General features: G+C 72.1%; 15 protein-coding genes. 2 read left to right on the top strand and 13 right to left on the bottom strand.

The features are described from left to right. Nucleotides 1-32 precede the first annotated feature (32 nt). The 4 genes from IF06_RS0119380 to IF06_RS0119365 form a co-directional block, all read right to left on the bottom strand. Entirely contained in the window at nucleotides 33-800 is a 768-nt protein-coding gene (locus tag IF06_RS0119380; RefSeq protein WP_013289288.1) for a LytR/AlgR family response regulator transcription factor, read from the bottom strand. Further along, nucleotides 797-2,020 (bottom strand): histidine kinase, encoded by a 1,224-nt coding sequence (locus IF06_RS0119375; protein WP_013289287.1) that lies wholly within the window; start codon nucleotides 2,018-2,020, stop codon nucleotides 797-799. Before IF06_RS0119375 ends, IF06_RS0119380 begins: the two co-directional genes overlap by 4 nt. A gap of 33 nt (nucleotides 2,021-2,053) precedes the next feature. Continuing rightward, a complete protein-coding gene (locus tag IF06_RS0119370) occupies nucleotides 2,054-3,559 on the bottom strand; it encodes a sugar transferase (protein ID WP_013289286.1) in 1,506 nt (501 codons plus the stop codon). Nucleotides 3,560-3,884: 325 nt separating this feature from the next. After that, complete coding sequence (locus tag IF06_RS0119365) at nucleotides 3,885-4,745, bottom strand: Fpg/Nei family DNA glycosylase (RefSeq protein WP_013289285.1); 861 nt, start codon at nucleotides 4,743-4,745, stop codon at nucleotides 3,885-3,887. A gap of 136 nt (nucleotides 4,746-4,881) precedes the next feature. On the opposite strand from IF06_RS0119365, the gene IF06_RS0119360 reads away from it, so the two are divergent. Then, nucleotides 4,882-6,150 (top strand): glycosyltransferase family 4 protein, encoded by a 1,269-nt coding sequence (locus IF06_RS0119360; protein WP_030272663.1) that lies wholly within the window; start codon nucleotides 4,882-4,884, stop codon nucleotides 6,148-6,150. Between the two features lie 57 nt (nucleotides 6,151-6,207). On the opposite strand, the gene IF06_RS0119355 is transcribed toward IF06_RS0119360, so the two are convergent. The 4 genes from IF06_RS0119355 to IF06_RS0119340 all read right to left on the bottom strand — a co-directional run bounded on the left by IF06_RS0119355 (nucleotide 6,208) and on the right by IF06_RS0119340 (nucleotide 9,217). Next, the gene (locus IF06_RS0119355) at nucleotides 6,208-6,930 is read right to left on the bottom strand and encodes a CDP-alcohol phosphatidyltransferase family protein (RefSeq protein ID WP_013289283.1); all 723 of its coding nucleotides are present in this window, start codon (nucleotides 6,928-6,930) and stop codon (nucleotides 6,208-6,210) included. Further along, a complete protein-coding gene (locus IF06_RS0119350) occupies nucleotides 6,905-7,972 on the bottom strand; it encodes an iron-containing alcohol dehydrogenase family protein (protein WP_013289282.1) in 1,068 nt (355 codons plus the stop codon). The genes IF06_RS0119355 and IF06_RS0119350 overlap by 26 nt, the downstream gene beginning before the upstream one ends. Next, nucleotides 7,960-8,691, bottom strand: a complete 732-nt coding sequence (locus IF06_RS0119345; RefSeq protein ID WP_013289281.1) for a sugar phosphate nucleotidyltransferase — start codon at nucleotides 8,689-8,691, stop codon at nucleotides 7,960-7,962. Before IF06_RS0119345 ends, IF06_RS0119350 begins: the two co-directional genes overlap by 13 nt. Nucleotides 8,692-8,761: 70 nt before the next feature. Then, nucleotides 8,762-9,217, bottom strand: coding sequence for an NUDIX domain-containing protein (locus tag IF06_RS0119340; protein WP_030272661.1), 456 nt, complete (start codon nucleotides 9,215-9,217; stop codon nucleotides 8,762-8,764). A gap of 112 nt (nucleotides 9,218-9,329) precedes the next feature. Here IF06_RS0119340 and IF06_RS0119335 point away from each other — a divergent pair, with 112 nt between their 5' ends. Next, nucleotides 9,330-9,722 carry a cyclic nucleotide-binding/CBS domain-containing protein gene (locus IF06_RS0119335; RefSeq protein WP_013289279.1) on the top strand — a complete coding sequence of 131 codons (393 nt, stop codon included), beginning with the start codon at nucleotides 9,330-9,332 and terminating at the stop codon, nucleotides 9,720-9,722. Nucleotides 9,723-9,818: 96 nt separating this feature from the next. Here IF06_RS0119335 and IF06_RS0119330 read toward each other — a convergent pair whose 3' ends face one another. From IF06_RS0119330 to IF06_RS0119310, 5 genes are all read right to left on the bottom strand, one after another. After that, nucleotides 9,819-12,875 carry a malectin domain-containing carbohydrate-binding protein gene (locus tag IF06_RS0119330; RefSeq protein WP_225319561.1) on the bottom strand — a complete coding sequence of 1,019 codons (3,057 nt, stop codon included), beginning with the start codon at nucleotides 12,873-12,875 and terminating at the stop codon, nucleotides 9,819-9,821. 218 nt (nucleotides 12,876-13,093) lie between these two features. After that, nucleotides 13,094-14,137, bottom strand: coding sequence for a glycoside hydrolase family 26 protein (locus IF06_RS0119325; protein WP_030272657.1), 1,044 nt, complete (start codon nucleotides 14,135-14,137; stop codon nucleotides 13,094-13,096). A gap of 144 nt (nucleotides 14,138-14,281) precedes the next feature. Next, nucleotides 14,282-15,211: a sulfotransferase family protein gene (locus IF06_RS0119320; RefSeq protein ID WP_030272655.1), complete on the bottom strand. Its 930-nt coding sequence runs from the start codon at nucleotides 15,209-15,211 to the stop codon at nucleotides 14,282-14,284. A gap of 28 nt (nucleotides 15,212-15,239) precedes the next feature. Further along, nucleotides 15,240-16,853: an oligosaccharide flippase family protein gene (locus IF06_RS0119315; protein WP_013289275.1), complete on the bottom strand. Its 1,614-nt coding sequence runs from the start codon at nucleotides 16,851-16,853 to the stop codon at nucleotides 15,240-15,242. Beyond that, on the bottom strand, nucleotides 16,820-17,683 hold the full coding sequence (locus tag IF06_RS0119310; RefSeq protein WP_013289274.1) for a sulfotransferase family protein: 864 nt from the start codon (nucleotides 17,681-17,683) through the stop codon (nucleotides 16,820-16,822). The genes IF06_RS0119315 and IF06_RS0119310 overlap by 34 nt, the downstream gene beginning before the upstream one ends. Nucleotides 17,684-17,692 lie beyond the last annotated feature (9 nt).

The following is a 17,692-nucleotide window of genomic DNA, read 5'->3' as shown; positions in this document are numbered from 1 at the left end:
TTGTACGTCAGCGCTCCCGACGCCCCCGTCCCTCAGCGGCTCCAGTCCTGTTTCGCGGCGCGTACCAGCTTGTCCTTCAGCTCCCGGGTGTGCCGGCGGCTCACCGGCAGCTCGGATCCGTCGATCACCACCACGTAGCCGGAGTTGACCAGCCGCAGCTCGGCGATGAGCCGCAGCTGCACCAGATACGACCGGTGGATCCGGACGAACCCGGCATCGGCCCAGCGCTCGGCCAGCGTCGCCAGCGACACCCGGACCAGGTGCGACCCCTCCGCCGTGTGCAGCCGCGCGTAGTCGCCCTGCGCCTCCACCCACCGCACCGCCGAGCGGGGCAGCATCCGCGTGGTGCCGGCCAGCTCGATCGGGATGGTCGGATCCTCCTCCGCCCGGGCCAGCGCGGCCGGATGCGACGGCACCACCCGGGAGCCGATCACCCGGCGCAGCGACTCGGCCAGCCGCTCGGCGCGTACCGGCTTGCGCACGTAGTCGGTGGCGCCCAGGTCGAACGCGTCCACCGCGCCGTCGTCGTACGCGGTGACGAACACGATCGCCGGCGGCCGCGCGAACCGGCGCAGCACCCGGGCCAGCTCCATGCCGTCCAGCCCCGGCATCCGGATGTCGAGGAACACCACGTCCACGTCGTCGTCGCGCAGCACGCGCAGCGCCTCGGTCGCGTCCCCGGCCGTGTGCAGCCGGGCCACCCGGGGGTCGGCGCGCAGGTGGTACGCCAGCTCGTCGAGCGCGGGCGGCTCGTCGTCCACCGCCAGCACCCGGAGGAAACCGGTGCCGGTGACGGTCACGACGACGCCCGGACGCCGGGGTGGAACTTCGGCACACGCATGCTGACCTTCGTACCCGAACCCAGGCCGGTCTCCACCACCAGGCCGAAGCCGTCCCCGAAGACCGACCGGAGCCGTTCGTCGACGTTCGAGAGGCCGACGTGCTGCCCCGGGTCGTCGGCCGGGTCGCCGGCCGCGCCCGACACCTCGGCGATGCCGGCGGTAAGCGTCGTCGGATCCATCCCCACCCCGTCGTCCTCCACCGTGATGTGACACTCCGCGCCCGCGTCCCGGGCCTCGATGCTCACCATGCCGGTGCCCGGCTTGCGGGACAACCCGTGCCGGACCGCGTTCTCCACGAGCGGCTGGAGGCAGAGGAACGGCAGCGTCACCGGCAGCACCTCCGGCGCGATCTGGAGGCGCACCTGGAGCCGCTCGCCGAAACGCGCCCGCTCGATGGTCAGGTAGCGGTCGATCGAACGCAGCTCCTCGGCCAGCGTGGTGAACTCGCCGTGCGCCCGGAACGAGTAGCGGGTGAACTCGGCGAACTCCAGGATCAGCTCCCGCGCCCGCTCCGGGTCGGTGCGCACGAACGAGCCGATCGCGGTGAGCGCGTTGTAGATGAAGTGCGGGCTGATCTGAGCGCGCAGCGCGCGTACCTCGGCCCGCGCCAGCCGCTCCCGCGACGACTCCAGCTCGGCCAGCGCGAGCTGGTCACCCGCCCAGTGCGCGGTCTCCAGCGTCGCCTGCACCAGACCCGGGGCCGGGCGCTCGTCGGCCACCGCCACCAGCGCCCCGACCACCCGCCCGTCCGCGCGCAGCGGCGCGACCACCGCGCCGCGTACCGGGCAGTCGACCAGGTCGCAACGCAGCTCCGACTCGCCCAGCACTGTGGAGCGCCCGCTGTCGGCCGCCCGCCGGGCCGCCGCGACCAGCTGGTCGCCGTGGTGCGCGCCCTGCCCGTCGACCGCGAGCAACGCGTCGCGGTCCGTCAGCGCCAGCCCGGCCGCGCCCACGAGTGCCCGCAGATGGCGTACGGCCTTCGCCGCGTCCGCCGCGGTCAGGCCGGCGCGCAGCGGCTCGGCGGCGAGCCCCGCGGTGTGCAGCACCTCGTACGTGGCCCGCTGCGTGGCGGTGGCGATGCCCCGCCGGCCGCGCAGCCGCAGCACCGCCCAGAGCGCCGCGGCCAACGCGGTGACCAGCGAGACGACGGCGAAGACGGCGGAGAGGTTGCCACCCACGCAGCGATCCTGCCGGGTGCCGGCCCGGTAGCGCTAGTACGCGCCCTTGCGGGCCAGCACCACGCCCACGGTCCGCCACAGGATGCTCAGGTCGTACGCCAGCGACCAGTTGTCGACGTAGTAGAGGTCGAGCCGGACCGCCTCGTCCCAGGACAGGTCGGAGCGGCCGGAGACCTGCCACAGACCGGTCATGCCCGGCCGGACCAGCAGCCGGCGCCGGACGTCGCCGAGGAAGTCGCCGTCGTCGGCGGGCAGCGGGCGCGGGCCGACGAGCGACATCTCGCCCCAGAGCACGTTGATCAGCTGGGGCAGCTCGTCCAGCGACGTGGCACGCAGGAAGCGGCCCACCGGGAAGACCCGGGGGTCCTGCTTCATCTTGAACAGCATGCCGTCGGTCTCGTTCTGGTCGACCAGGCCGGCCAGCCGCTCCTCGGCGTCGACGTACATGGTCCGGAACTTCCAGACCCGGAACGTCCGCCCCTCGTGCCCCACCCGGGGCTGACGGAAGAAGACCGGCCCGGGGTCGGAGATCCGGATGGCGACGGCGATGGCGAGGAAGAGCGGGGCCAGCAGCAGCAGGCCCAGCCCGGCGGCGACCCGGTCCATCAGGTTCTTGACCAGCAGCGCCGGCCCGGACAGGGTCGGCTCCTCGACGTGCAGCAGCGGCAGGCCCTCGATCGGGCGGATGTGCACCCGGGGACCGGCGATGTCGGTGAGCTGGGGCGCAACCACCAGATCGACGCCGGAGCCCTCCAACTGCCAGGCCAGCCGGCGCAGCTCGCCCGGCTCGGCGCTGGCCGAGCCGCAGACCGCGATCGTGTCGCCGCCGACCTCACGCACCAGGGCCAGTACGTCCCGGCCCGCGTACACCGGCACCGGGGTCTCCAGGCCGCGCGCGGCGGCGTACCCGTCGGTGAGGTGGATGGCCACCGGCACGAGGCCGACGGACGGGTTCCGGGTGACTGTGGTGTAGACCTCCAGGCACTCCGGAAGCGTGCCGACGAGCACCATCCGGTGCCCGGCGTGGCCGGCGCGGCGGCGCAGAGCGTGCAGGCAGGCCCGGGCGATCATGCGGCCGAGCAGGATCAGCAGCAGGGCGCCGAGCAGCGCGAAGCCGACCGTCCAGCGGGACAGGGTGGTCTTCGTGGCGAAGGCGAGGAACGAGACCGTCGCGGCGACCGCGACGCCGCCGCGGATCACCCGCTTGAACTCGTCCGGGCCGAGGCCAAGGTAGCGCCGGTCGTAGGCCCGGTTGCCCCAGAGGATGAGCACCCAGCCGAGCGGCAGGAGCGCGAAGGCCACGGTGTAGAACCACGCCTCGGGCGCGTTCCGGAAGCCGGAGGCGGCCTGCTCGAAGATCTGCACGGCCAGGAAGCTGGCCAGGGCGGCCGCGCCGAAGTCGAGCAGCAGCAGGAATGCGATGTAGGGCCGGTGCCACCGGGACACCCGGCGCCGGGCTCGGGCCCACGCCGACCGGGGTACGCCGTTGTGCGACGGCGGAGTCGGCGGCTGGATCTCAAAGCTGTCGACGTGCCGCACGCTCTTGCTCCGGCCTCTGTCGGTTACCGGGCGCTGGAGGCTTGTCGTCACCTCAACCCATGTCCTCCCGCATGACCCGCGTCCTCACTCGGCGTGAGGGCCCGGGTCGCTCACCGTCCCAGTCTCCCACGCGGGCCCGGCCCGGACCGGCCCCCGCGAGGAAGCCGTTCCGCTGGTGCTCGGTGAGATCTGGCCGGCTCCGAATCAGTTGTGAAGCCGGGGACCGAGCCACTATACCGATGGATGACGGCTCGGGTAGAGGGGCGGACCGGGAGCATCGGCGATCCCGGGTCGATTCCACTCGGTAACCGGCGAATGCCATTACTCACCGTACGAGGCGGGACAACCTTCGGTCAGCCAGCGGCTTGCCACCGGTCTGACAGGTGGGGCAGTACTGGAGGCTCGAATCGGCGAACGAGACCTCCCGCACCGTGTCGCCGCAGACCGGACACGGCAGCCCCTTGCGGGCGTGCACCTTGAGGCCCGAACGTTTCTCGCCCTTCAGCTCCGCGGCCCGCTGCCCCATCGACCGGCGTACCGCGTCGCCGAGGACCGTCCGCGTCGCCGCGTGCAGACCGGCGAGCTGGTCGTCGGTGAGCCGGTCGGTGATCGCGAACGGGGAGAGCCGCGCCGCGTGCAGGATCTCGTCCGAGTACGCGTTCCCCACCCCGGCGAGCACCGACTGGTCGGTCAGCACGCCCTTCACCTGACCCCGGCGGCTGCGCAGCCGCTCGGCGAAGGTCGGCAGGTCCGCCTCCAGCGCGTCCGGCCCGAGCTTCGCCACGCCCGGTACCTGCGCCGGGTCGGTGACCAGGTAGGCGGCCAGCTTCTTCTGGGTGCCGGCCTCGGTCAGGTCGAAGCCGGAGCCGTCGTCGAGGCGTACCCGCACCGCGATCGGGCCCTTGCCGGGCCGCAGCGGGGTCGTCGCCGGGAACGCCTCCCGGTAGTGCAGCCAGCCCGCCCGGGCCAGGTGGACCACCAGGTGCAGACCCTCGTCGAACCGCACGTCCAGGAACTTGCCGTACCGGCCGGCGCCGGTGACCGCACGGCCGGCGACCGCGCTCGGCGGCGGATCGTACGTCTTCAGCGCGCTGATCGCGGCGACCTCGAACCGCTCGACGCGGCGGCCCACCGCACGCTCGCGCAGGTAACCGGCGAGCGCTTCCACCTCCGGAAGTTCGGGCACGGTACAACGGTAGCCTTCTTTCCCGTGAGCGCGAGGAATGAGCTTGCGAGTCTCATGCGCGAGCGCGAGGAGTGAGCTTGCGAGCCCCGCAGCCGCGAGCAGAGATCGGCACAGTCGCGAACGAAAGGCGAGCTCTGTGAGAATCGTGGTGGCGCACAACCGGTACCGGGAAGCCCAGCCCTCCGGCGAGAACACCATCGTCGACGCGGAGATCGCCCAGCTCGCCGCCGCCGGCGTGGAGGTGCTGCCGTTCCTGCGCAGCTCGGACGAGATCCCGTCGATGTCCAAGCCGGCCAAGGCGCTGCTGCCGATCTCGCCGATCTGGGCGCCGAAGGCCCAGCACGACCTCGACCGCCTGCTCACCGAGCACCGGCCGGACGTGTTGCACCTGCACAACCCGTACCCTCTGCTCTCGCCCTGGGTGGTGCGGACCGCGCACAAGCGCGGCGTGCCGGTGGTGCAGACGGTGCACAACTACCGGCAGGTCTGCTCCTCGGGCCTCTACTTCCGCGACGGCGTGATCTGCCAGGACTGCCGGGGGCGGACGCTGGGCGTACCGGCGATCGTGCACCGCTGCTACCGCAACTCCCGGGCGCAGAGCGCGCTGATGGCGACCACGCTCGCCGTGCACCGCCCCACCTGGAAGTCGGTGGACCGGTACATCGCGCTCACCACGGCGGTCGCTGATCATCTGCGCGACTACGGCATCCCGGACGAGCGGATCGTGGTCAAGCCGAACGCGGTGCCCGACCCGGGTGCCCCGGCGCCGTCCGGGAACGGCTTCCTCTTCATGGGCCGGCTCAGCCCCGAGAAGGGCCTCGATCTGCTGCTCGCGGCGTGGCGCCGGCACCCCGTGGGCGCGCTCGGCCCGCTGCGCATCGCCGGTGACGGCGAGCTGCGTCCGCTCGCCGAGGCGGCCGCCGCCGAGCGGCCCGACGTGCTCTACCTGGGCCAGCTCGACCGCTCCGGGGTACGCGCGGCGCTGGCCGACAGCTCCGTGGTGCTGGCCACCTCCACCTGGCACGACGTGCTGCCCACCGTGATCATCGAGGCGCTGGCGTCGGGGCGGCCGGTGCTCGGCACCGCGCTCGGCGGCATCCCGTACCTGGTGGGCGCGGACGGCCCGCGTGAGCCCGCCGGTACCGGCCCGGCCGAGGTGGCCACCGCGGCACCGGGCGACGGGCGGGTCGCGCTGCCGTCAGGGGTGCAGCGCGGCGAGGCCGGCTGGGTGGTGGCGCCCGAGGTGGACGTGCTCGCCGCCGCGCTGCCGCTGGCCGCCGCCGAGGCACGCATGCTCGCCGGCCCGGCCCGGTCCCGCTACGAGCGCACCTTCCACCCCGACGTGATCACGAAGCGCCTGATCGACATCTACGCCGGCCTGGCCGGAGGTCGTCCCGCGCGCTGACCGAGGTGTTAGGAAGGGCCCCTTTCAATGCACGAGGCGTTAAGAAGGGGCCCTTCCTTACCGCAGGGAGGCGCGGGCGGAGAAGGCGATGCTTGCCAGCAGGAATCCGCCGTTGACCACGGTGAACGCGACCATCAGCCAGAGCGCCAGCGCGGGGGCGAAGGCCAGCACCAGGCCGGCCAGGAAGATCACCGCGCCGTAGTCGCGGACCAGCTTGACCAGGCGTACCGGGAGCGAGGTCGAGGTCACCATGCTCGCCGCGTTCGGCCCCGACTGCATCACCGAGGTCACCAGGTTGACCATCCAGGTGCCCGCGAACACCGCCACCAGCCAGACCGGCGTGGACGGGCGCTGCGCCACGGCTGTCGCGCCGATGGCGGCCACCAGCGCGATCTGGGCGGCCACGTCGCAGAGCACGTCGATCCGGGCGCCGGCCGCGCTGCCCTGACCGGTCACCCGCGCGAGCTGCCCGTCGGCGCAGTCCAGCGCGTACGCGATCTGCCAGGCGACCAGGGCGACCAGCCCGACCACCCAGGCCGGTACGGTGCCGGCGGCCACGTCGTCGGCGAGCGCCACCACTGTGACCGAGGCGGCCAGCCCCAGCACCAGGTTGGCGAGCGTCAGCGCGGTCGGGCGCAACCCGAGGCGCTGCGCGGCCAGCGCGAAGGCCGCCCCGATCCACTGGCTGATCGACTCGCTGAACAGGCCGCCTCCCCGGTTGACCCGGTGGAAGTCGGCGACGGTGGGACGGGGCTCAGCCAATGTGGTCGCGGAGGGCACCGGCGTAGTCTGCCAGCCGCTCCCGCGTCTCGGTAGCGGACATCGCGAGGTGTTCGAGGATGGTGTAGCGGTCCGGCCGGGTGGCCGGCGCGAACTGCACCGCCTCGACGAACTGGTCGTCGGTCAGCTCGACCTCGGCCGGCAGCCGGGGCAGCCCGTGCCGGGTCAGGCAGGCCGCCATCTCGGCGAACCGGCGCTCGTCGCCGCGCAGGAACGTGCAGAACAGCGCGCCGAGCCCGGCCAGCTCGCCGTGCGAGGCGGTGCCGGGGAACAGCGCGTCGATCGCGTGCATGATCTCGTGGCAGCCGCCGCTGCACGGCCGGCTGGTGCCCTCGATCGCCATCGCCAGACCACTGGAGATCAGCGCGTCGGCGAGCACCGTGACGAAGCCGTCGTCGCTCATGTCGCCCGGGTGGTTGAGCACCGCCTCGGCGCCGGCGCGCGACAGCGAGGCGGCCAGCCCGTCGACCCGCTCACCGCGTACCCGCCGGGCCAGTTCCCAGTCCGCCAGTGCGCTGATGTTGCTCACCACGTCGCCGACGCCGGCCCGGTTGTGCCGCTCCGGCCCGGCCTCCACGAAGTCCAGGTCCACGATCACCGCGATCGGGATGTGCACACCGTAGGAGCCCTTCAGGCCCTCCGTGATCAGGCTCGCCACCGGAGAGGCGATGCCGTCGTTGGCGAGGCTCGTCGCCACCGACACCATCGGCAGCCCGCGCCGGGTCGCCGCGTACTTGGCCACGTCGATGGTCTTGCCGCCGCCGATGCCGACCACCGCGTCGTACGACCGGGTGCGCAGCTTCGCCCCCAGGTCGTCGGCGGCGTCGAGCGTCCCCCCGGCCACCGTGAACACGTCGGCCGAGCGCAGCGACGGCCGGATCAGCTCGGCGATCCGTTCGCCCTGCCCCGGCCCGACCACCACGGCGACGTCGCCACCGGCCGAGATCCGCCCGTCGGAGAGGATCGCCGCCAGATCGGCCACCGCGCCCCGCCGCACGTCGATGTGCAGCGGGGTGAGGACGCTGCGGGCTAGTAGCGGCACGCGATCTCCCGCGCCCGGGCCAGATCGGCGTGGTTGTCGACCTCGACCCAGGAGACGTCGCCGATCGGGGCCGCCCGCACCTCGCCGCCGCGCTCGGCGAACTCCTGGTAGCCGTCCTCGTAGTAGAGGTTCGGGTCGCGCCGCCAGGTCGCCTCCAGCGCGTCCGCGAGCGGCTCGGCCACCTGCGGCTCGATGAGCGTCGCGCCGATGTACTCGCCGTACGCCTCGCCCGGGTCCATCAGCTTGGTGATCCGGGTGAGCTGGCCGGCGGCGTCGAAGGTGGTCTTCATCTCCTCCTCGGCCAGCGGCTTGAGCGTGTCCACGGCGAGCAGGATGCCCGGGCCGCGCTCGGCCAGCAGCGTCTTCTCCACGCTCACCGGGTGCACGGTGTCGCCGTTTACGAGCAGCACCCCACGGGAGAAGTGCTCACGCGCCAGCCAGAGCGAGTACGCGTTGTTCCACTCCTCGGCCTTGTCGTTGTGGACCAGGGTGATCGTGACGCCGTACTTCTCCTCCAGGGCGGCCTGGCGCTGCCGCACCGCGTCGGCCGCGTAGCCGACCACGATCACGACTTCGTTCAGCCCCACCTCGGCGAGGTTGCGCAGCGCGATGTCGAGGATGGTGGTCTCCCCGTCGACCGGCACCAGGGCCTTGGGCAGGGTGTCGGTGTACGGCCGCAGCCGGCGCCCCGCACCTGCGGCGAGCACCATCCCGATCATGCCGACACGCTCCTCTTCTCGACCCGATTCCACCCGGCGAGGATATCGCCGGGCACCGACCGGCAGTGGTTCAGCCCGTCAGCCCGATCGAGCGCAGCGCCGCGAAGCCGTCCTCCGCGATCCGCCGGATCATTCCGTCGTTGACGTTCCGGTGCTCGTCGAGCAGCGCGATCTCCGACTCCGCAAGCCAGCGGAACTCGGTGTGCTTGCCGGCTTCCAGCCGGGGCCGGCTCAGGTCGCCGTCCACCCGGACCAGGAAGTCGGTCTCCACCCGGGTCAGCCCGTCGTCGGCGGTGTACCGGTATTCGCCGACCAGGCCGAGCACGTGCGACAGGGCCCAGCCGGTCTCCTCGGTGACCTCCCGGCGCAGCGCGTCGTCGATCTCCTCGCCCGGTTCGAGGTGGCCGCCGACGATGTCCCAGCAGTTCGGGAAGAGGCGTCGCTCGGGGGATCGGCGTTGGATGAAGATGCGGCCGTCGTCGTCGACGATCAGCGCGCCGGCGCAGCGGAGGGGCTCGGTGGGCACCCTCCGACAGTAGCCATCCGGGCCGTCTCCGGCGATGCCCGTTCTTGTCCCGGTACGCATCGATGGCCCACCATGTCCGTACTCAGTCGCCGTCCCACAGGGGTGATGTGTGATGCAGGTACGGGAAGCGATGTCCAGCGAGGTACTGGTGGTCGGGCCGGAGCACACGCTCCGGCAGGCGGCCCGGATGATGTCGGCCCGCGGTGTCGGGTCGGCGGTCGTGATCGACCCGGACTCCGAGGGAGTGGGGATCATGACCGAACGCGATGTGCTGAAGGCGATCGGCGCCGGGCTCGACCCGGATGTCGAGCGCACCGGGGCACACCTGACCTGGGACGTCGTCTACGCCGGCCCGGACTGGACGGTCGAGGAGGCAGCCGCGGCGATGGCCCGGGGCGGGTTCCGTCACCTGGTCGTGCTCGACGGCCGGGAGGTGGCGGGAGTGATCTCGGTACGGGACCTGATGCGGGTCTGGGCGGGTGAGCACGCGCCGACCCGTACCTGATCCGCCCGGCGCGTACGCGCCGGGGAAAGGGCGATGGCCCGGCCGATATCGGCCGGGCCATCGTCGTATCTGTTCCGTTCCGGTCGTGCCCGCCCGTCAGGGGCCGACGAAGACCGAGGTGCCGCGCCAGTCCACGTCGTCGACGCTCGGACCGCTGCGCACCGTGGCGGAGCCGGTCGGCACGCCGTCGGACCACGCCATCGAGGACAGGGTGCCGGTGCTCCGGGAGACGACGTAGAGCGTGTCGCCGTCCAGGAACAGGCCGCCCGCGTCGGCGAAGGCCGTGGTGCCGGTGACCGTGTTGCGCTCGGCGCCGACGGTGCCGGTGTCCGGCGCGAACCCGCGCCAGAACAGCGTGCTCTGACCGGCCAGCGAGTAGTAGATCCGGCCGCCCTTGTAGAACATGGCGGTCACGTTCGGCAGTTCGGCGGAGAAGTTGCCGGTCATGCCGGCGTACGTGGAGCCCTCCGGCGCGGAGCCGGTGACGACCAGGTCCCACTTGGCGTCGTGGTACGGGTCCAGCTTCTTCGGGGTGCCGAACTCGCTGCCGTCGAACGAGCGCTTGTAGAGGTCGCCGCCGACGCCGTAGAACAGGTCACCACCGACCCAGAAGGCGCCCTTGACGCCCGACCAGCCGGTGTTGTCCGCGTTCGGCACCGACATCGCGTTGCCGACCGAGGTCGCACCGTCGTACGTGCGCTTGGTGATGCTGTCGACGGTGGTGGCCGGCGGCACCGGGGGCAGCTTGACGATCTCGATGCCCTGCACCAGAGGGTTCTCCAGGACGCGACCGAAGTCGATGTCGATGTTGCCGTCGCTGGTGATCGGGAACGCGCGCATGGTGCCCCGGTTGGTGGCGCCGATCGCGGCGATCGGGTCGAAGTTGCTCAGCTTGACCACGCCGTCGATCGTCACGTTGAACTTGCGCTTGCCGGCGGTGGCGGTGCCGGCCCAGCGGTTCGCCAGGTAGAGCCGCACCTGCACCGGCGTGCCGGCCGGGACCGGGAAGTCCCACTGCATGTCCGGCGCGGGCGACTCGTCCCACCGCTCCGCGTTGAACAGCTCCACCGGGGTGCCCGACGGCACCGTGCCGTCGAGGGAGGCGTTCGTGGTGTAGCTGGTCACCTGGTTGCCGGCGTTGTGGTAGGTGCTCGGTGCGGCGGCGGTGTCCGCGGCCCAGGCCGGGCCGCTCGGCGCGGCCAGCTGGTCGCCGCCCGCGTTGACCCGGTAGAGCACGTCGGAGGCGTCCGGCGTGGGCGCGGTCTTGACGATCTCGATGCCGTGCAGCAGCGGGTTCTGGAGCACCCGGCCGAAGTCGATGTCGACCACGCCGTCGCTGACCACCGAGATGGACTGCATGGTGCCGCGGTCGGTCCCGCCGGCGGCGACGACCGGGTCGAAGTCGTTCAGCTTGAGCACGCCGTCGATGCTGACGTCGAACTTGCGGGCGCCCGGCTTGCTCGTGCCGGACCAGCGGTTGGCCATGTAGATCCGGACGTCGACCCGGGTGCCGGCCGCGACCGGGATGTCCCACTGCATGTCCGGCGCGGTCGCCTCGTCCCACCGCTCGGTGTTGAACAGCGTGGCCGGCGTGCTCGCCGGCACGGTGGGGTCGAACGTCGCGTTCGTGGTGTAGCTGGTGACCTGGTTGCCCGTGTTGTGGTACGGGCTGGGCTCGGTGGCGCTGTCGGCGGCCCAGTCCGGCCCGCCGTCGGTGGCCGGGATGGCGGGACCACCGGCGTTGACCCGGTAGAGCACCTCGGTCTGCGCCGCGCGACCGGCCTGGTAGACGTTGCCCGGCAGACCCTTGGTGCTGGTCGAGTGCGGGGCGTTGCCGCCGTCCAGCGGGAAGAAGGCGAGCCGCTTGCGCTGGTAGTCGAAGTTGCCGATGTACTCCTGGTCGCTGCCGAGCCAGAGGCCCTCCTGGGTCACCAGCATCTCGGTGACGCCGTAGCCGCGCGGGTGGCGGCCCGGGTTCCAGGACAGCGGCAGGCCGCTCACCGGGTCGAGCGCCGCGATGCTGGCCCGCGGCACCGCGCCCGGTCCGGCCTTGTCGCGGGCGAGCGGGTTGTTCGACCAGCGGAAGTGACCGCCGACGTAGACGGCCTTCTCGCTGATGCCGACCGAGAGGAAGGTGTCGCCGCCGCTGAAGTTCGTCCAGGTCGGCTTCTGGCCGTCGCCGCTGGCGGCGGTCTCCCAGCGGGCCGCGGAGTCGCAGAGCGTGCCCGGGTACGACGCGCCGGTGGTGACCACGACGAAGTACTTGCTGTCCGGGGAGAACTGGATGTCGCGCACCCACGAGTCGAACGCGGCGTACTTGCAGGCCGCGGAGTAGCCGTCGGTGTTCCAGTCGGCGACGGTCGTCGAGCTCTCGCCCAGGTTGATCCGCACGATCTGGTCGTGCACGACGTCGTCGGCCTTCTTGAAGTTGCCGATCACCACGAGGTGCTTGCCGTCGGGGGAGACGGCGAGCTTCTCCGTACCGACACCGGCCGAGGCGCCGTTGTTGGTCGGCGTCCAGTTGTGGTGCTCGGTGAGCGACACGGTGAGGTAGTCGTCCACCGCGCCGGTGGTCGGGTTCAGCGAGGCCAGCCCGTTGCGGTTGGTCGTCGCGGTCACAGTGGTGAAGATGCCGCCCACCAGCAGGTGGCCGTCGACGAGCGCGATGTCGTTCACGGTGCCGTTGAACGCCGGGCCCTTGAACCCGTCGACGGGGGTGCCGTCCGCGACGTTCAGCAGGGCCAGCTTGCGGAAGTTCTTGTCGCCGACCTTGTTGAACTTGCCGGCGACGTACACCGTGCCCGGGGTCGGGCCGGCGATGACGGCGGTGACGTCACCGTCGAGCACCGGCGCGAACGCGTTGTCGATCTTGCCGGTCGCCTTGTCGAAGGCGAGCAGTCCGCGGCGTTCGACCGGGGTGGGTGAGGAACCCCGGTTCTGCGCGTTGGTGAACGAGCCGCCGACGATCACCTTGCTGCCGGCGTCGTGGATGGCCACGACGTTGCCGTCGTTGATGTTCGGCGTCTTCTCCGAGGGCACCTCGCCGACCATCGTGCTGTGGTCGGGCGCGGGCGCCGCGGCCGGCGCGGCGAGCGCCGGTACCGGTGTGAACAAGGTGGCGATGCCGAGCACGGCAGCGCCGAAGGCGGACACCGAGCGGTGTCTCAGGATCGAGGAAGCCACAGGCTACTCCGGGGGGAAACGTCGGAGGCGCTGCGATCGTGGTCGGTGCCGACATGAGGCGGGGCGTCACCCGACCGACCGCAGACGTGAGAGCAATACCTTCTCGCATTCGGCCGTCGCCCGTCCACCCGGGTTGGGCCTTTTTGACCGAGGAAACGCACCGGGTCACACGAAAAGACGAACGACGATCACCTGGTGGACACGGAGGGTGTTCCTGAGGAAACACTCAGGTCGGGCATCGGCGGCTGGAAGTACGGATCGGTCGCCATCTCCCGGAATACCTGCTCGCTCTCCGGGTCGTCGCCGAAGGTGCTGTCGTAGATGGGCTTCTCCGTCTGCCGGGCCGCGAAGTAGACCGCCGCCTTGATCTGCGGGTGCTTCTTCAGGTACGGCCCGACCTCGCGCATCCATTCGGCCCGCTGGCCCGGCCGCCCGTCCTGGGTCAGGCCGTACTCGCCGATGATGACCGGTCGCGGGTGCTTCTTGGCGAACGCCATGAAGTGGTCCATCCGGTTGGAGAAGCTGTTCCACTCCGGACTGGGATAGACGTCCGCGCAGAGCCAGTCGACCTGGTCGTCGCCCGGGTAGTAGGCGGCGGCCCGGCGCTGCGGCTCGGCGAACCCGTCCGCGTGCGGGCACCACACCCACCCGGCGTTGGTGACGCCCATCTCGGCGAAGATGCCGCGGACGTGCTTCCAGGCGGCGACGTAGTCCTCCGGCGAGTGCATGCTCGCGGCCAGGTTCGGCCGGTCCATCTCCCACCGGTAACGCAGCAGCACCGGAACGCCGAACTCCTTGACGTCCTTCGCGCGTTCCCGGATCAGCGCGTCGTAGACGCCGCTGACCGTGGACCGGGTGTCGGTGCCCTGCCACGAGATCATCTGGAGCTTGCCCCGGGACTGGAACAACTTCTCGGTGGCGCTCGGGAACGGCTCGTTCCACTCGTGGAACATGTGCGCGATGGCGAGGTTGCCGCCGGCCGCCTGGTTGAACGCGTCGAACGCCGCGGCCCGCCCGCTGGCGTTGTGGTACTGCGGCTTGACCCAGGTGCCGAGCCAGGCCCCCTTCTCCGGCGGCTCCGGCCCCCACCCGGTGGTGCGGACCGGAGCGGTCCGCGGTGTCACAGTCGGCGGGGGCGGCACCGCCGTCGCCGTCTCGTCGGATCGCTCCGAGCCGATGTCACAGGCCGCCACGGCCGGGGCCAGGAATGCCAGGCCCAGCACGGCAGCCATCGTCAGTCGTAACCGTCGTACCACCGCAACCTCTCCCCAGGACGGTCGCCGGCCACGGTATGGGGGCCCTGACGGATCCGCGTGGGCGGAGAGGCACGCCGGGCCGGGCGGGCGACCCCTGGCACTCTACCTGTGACGCGGCGCTCAGGCGGGGTAGCCGAGTTGCGTCAGCAGCGGCCCGGCCTGAGCCATCACGTCGGCCAGATCCTTTTCGGTCAGTCGCTGCCGCCACCGGCCCACCGAGCCCGGCCGCGCCTTGGCGAAGCGGGCGTGCAGCGCCTCCCGCCCGGCCGGGTCACCGACCTCCAGGAAGTCGGCCACGACCTCGGCCGCCTCGGCCGGGCGGGTGACGATGTCCTCGTACCGCAGGTGCCGCACCCGTTCCGCGGGCAGCTCGGCGAGCTGCGTGAGCGCGCTGCTGGTGAACCGCCGCCACATCCAGGCCGACCGGCCCAGGTCGGAGACCTGCGTGAACTCCTCGCGCCGCTCCGGCTCCACCCAGAACCGGGGCGCGGCGCCCCACGGCGTACCGCCCCGGCCGCTGCGGCCGGTGCCGGTGGACGCGGCGTTCAGCCAGGGCTGCTCGGCGTGCGACACCGCCACATCCCGCCCGTCCCGGTAGACGTGCAGGAAGACCGCGTCCGGGAAGACCTCGGTCAGGAACGGCACGATGAAGCAGTTCTCCGGGTCCTTCTCGGCGAACCGCAGGCCGCCGTGCCCGGACGCGGCGAGCAGCGCGCCGTAGTAGCCGCGGAAGTAGCGGGCGGCCCGCTGCGGCGTCCAGCTTCCCTCGTAGACACAGCGGGCGACCGCCTTGGTCAGGCGCGGTTCGAAGTGGTACGACACGTCCGGCAGCGCGCCGACGCAACTGCCGAGGAACGTGGTGCCGGAACGCGGGGCGCCCAGGATGAAGATCGGACGCTCCACCTTCAGGGTGAGCCGGCGGCCGCCCCCCTCGACCGGCCGTTCCAGCTCGCGGCGTTCCTTGCGGTCCGCCAGGAGACCGACCGCGGCGAGCTTCGCGGCCTTCACGGTGGACAGGCCGGAGTGCGGGGCGGGGGAGTCGCTTGTCATCGAAGGTCCCATCGGTGCGCAGGATCGGTCAGGACTGGGCGGCCGGGTCCGCCCCGGCCCGGTTACGGCCGCGGCGGAGGGCGCGCAGCGCGTCGAGGTGCAGGGTGCGCCGCCAGCGCCAGACGCCCGTCGCGTACGCGACCAGCCCGGCGACCGTCACCAGCGCGAGTACCAGCGGACCGGCGCCGAGCAGCGTCGCCAGGCCGAGCGGCAGACCCAGCGTGACCACCGCCAGCGCCATCGCGGCCCGGGTACCGGCGCCGAACGGGTGCAGCCGCATCGACCACCAGAGCTGGGTCAGCGGCACCAGGTTGGTGACCAGGATGGAGACGGTCCAGGCCAGGGCCGCGCCGAGGATGCCGTACCGCGGGATGAGCACCAGGTTGCCGACCACGTTGAGCACGGTGCCGGTCATCGCGTTGTAGAACGTCCACGCGGTGCGCCCGGCCATGTTGAGCACCATGTCGACCATGCCGCAGCCGGTGGCCAGCAGCATGGTCAGCGCCAGCAGCACCACGACCCGACGTCCGTCGCCGTACCCGGATCCGAACAGTGCCAGCATCGGCGTGGCGAACGCCGCGAAGATCAGGTACGCGGGCCAGGAGAGCAGCACGAGCCAGCCGGTGGCGGCCTGGTAGAGCTGGCGCGCCTCGGCCCGGTCGTCGCGGGCGAACGCGGCGGCCAGCCGGTGCTGCACCGAGCTGGACAGCGCGACGCTGGAGAGCTGACCCAGCGCCAGGAACCGGGTCGCGGCCGTGTAGATCGCCGCGTCCGCCGGGCCGCGCAGCGCGCTGAGCAGCACGATGTCCAGCCGCTGCACCACAATCGCGGCCAGGCTGCTGACGGCGCGGGGCCCGGTGAACCGCCAGAACGGCCCGGCCAGCTCGCGCGCCGGCACCGGCCGGGTCACCTGCCTCCCGGCCCGGCCGACCAGCCGGCTCAGCCAGAACAGCGCGACCACCGCGGCGATCAGGTACGGCACCACCCAGGCCAGCGGCAGCGCGACGGTGGCGGACATGCCGAGCCAGGCGGCCACCGCCACACCCAGGAACTGCACCAGCGTGCGGCCGAGCCGCTCCACAGTCAGCAGCGGGCGCATCTGGCCGAAGCCGCGGCAGGCGGCGAGCGCGTAGTCGTTCAGTGCTGCCAGCGGCACGAACGCCAGCAGGATGCGCAGCGCGGTCACCGCCTCCGGCCCGGCCTCCGGCATGGTGGCCCGGGCCAGCGCCGGTGCGGCCAGCCAGCCGGCCAGCCCGAGCAGCGTGCCGACCACGAGCACCGGCAGCAACCCGACCAGGATGGTGCCCCGGATCTGGTCGCGGCGGTCGAGTGTGCGCTGGCGGCTGACGAAGTAGACGGTGCCGACGTCGGTGCCGAGCCGGGCCGCCGACGCGGCGATCATGAACGCGCTGGTGGCGGCGAAGAACATGCCCGCCTCGCGGACCGACCAGCCGCGGGCGATGACGATGTTCAGGCCGAAGCCGGCGACCGCGGCCAGCCCGACCCCGACCAGGTTGGCGAAGCCCTGCCGGGCTGCGCCGCCCAGCCCCGCGCCCGGCCCGGGGGGCGGTGCGGTGAGCGTCGGGGTGCCGCCGGCGTCCGCCCGCGTCACCGCCGCCACGACGGCACGCGTCCCCACCACGTCGCCAGCCGCTCGTCGTACGGCGCGAAGTGGTCCTCCAGCCGGGTCCGCAGCTCCGCCGACATGGGCGAACGGGAGCGCGAGTTGTGCTTGCCGAACGCGATGTCCGCCCAGCGGGGCAGCCCGAGGAAGTCGCAGACCGCGTCGAAGGAAGGGCGCGGGTCGGCGAAGAAGTCGTCGCTGTCGATGACGTGCATGCGGTCCCGGCCGACCAGCGCCTCCAGGCGCTCCAGCTGCTCGATGTAGCGGCCCCGGGCCAGGTACGCGTTGTGCTGGAGGTGCTCGCTGGCGTACGACGCGGAGCTGATCATCCGCTCCCGCTCGCCCGCCGTACGGGACTCCTCCAGCGCGAGCGCCCGCTCGAAGTCCGTCTCGGTCTCGTAGCCGCGGGCCAGCTCGTGCGAGTGCGCGGAGTAGGCGCGCTCCACCGGGTCACGCAGCAGCACCAGCAGCTTCACCGAGGGCAGGTCACGGGCGATCCGCTGCCCGGCCAGCGGGTGGAACATGTAGTACGGGCTGGACTCGCCGGTGATCCCGCGTACCCCGATCTGGGCCTTCACCGCCTCGGCCTTGCCGGTGGTGGGGAAGTGCCCGAGGTACCAGCTCATCCCCCGGTGGTAGTCCATGTCGAAGTAGTGCACGCCCTTGTGGTAGGCGGGCGGCAGCACACCGGGATGCTGCGACAGCGTCTTGAACAGCGAGGTGGTGCCGCAGCGCTGCGCCCCCACGATCAGGAATCCCGGCACCATCCGCGAACCGGCGGTCAGCCGGCCGACCGTCCGGCTCACCGACTTCACCGCGCGGAGCGCCTGCTCCTTGGCCAGCGTCACGTCCCCACT

The sequence above is a fragment of the Micromonospora globosa genome (genome assembly GCF_000717585.1).
In the GTDB taxonomy this organism is placed as follows: Bacteria; Actinomycetota; Actinomycetes; order Mycobacteriales; family Micromonosporaceae; genus Micromonospora; species Micromonospora aurantiaca.
This window is presented reverse-complemented; position numbering and strand designations above follow the sequence as displayed.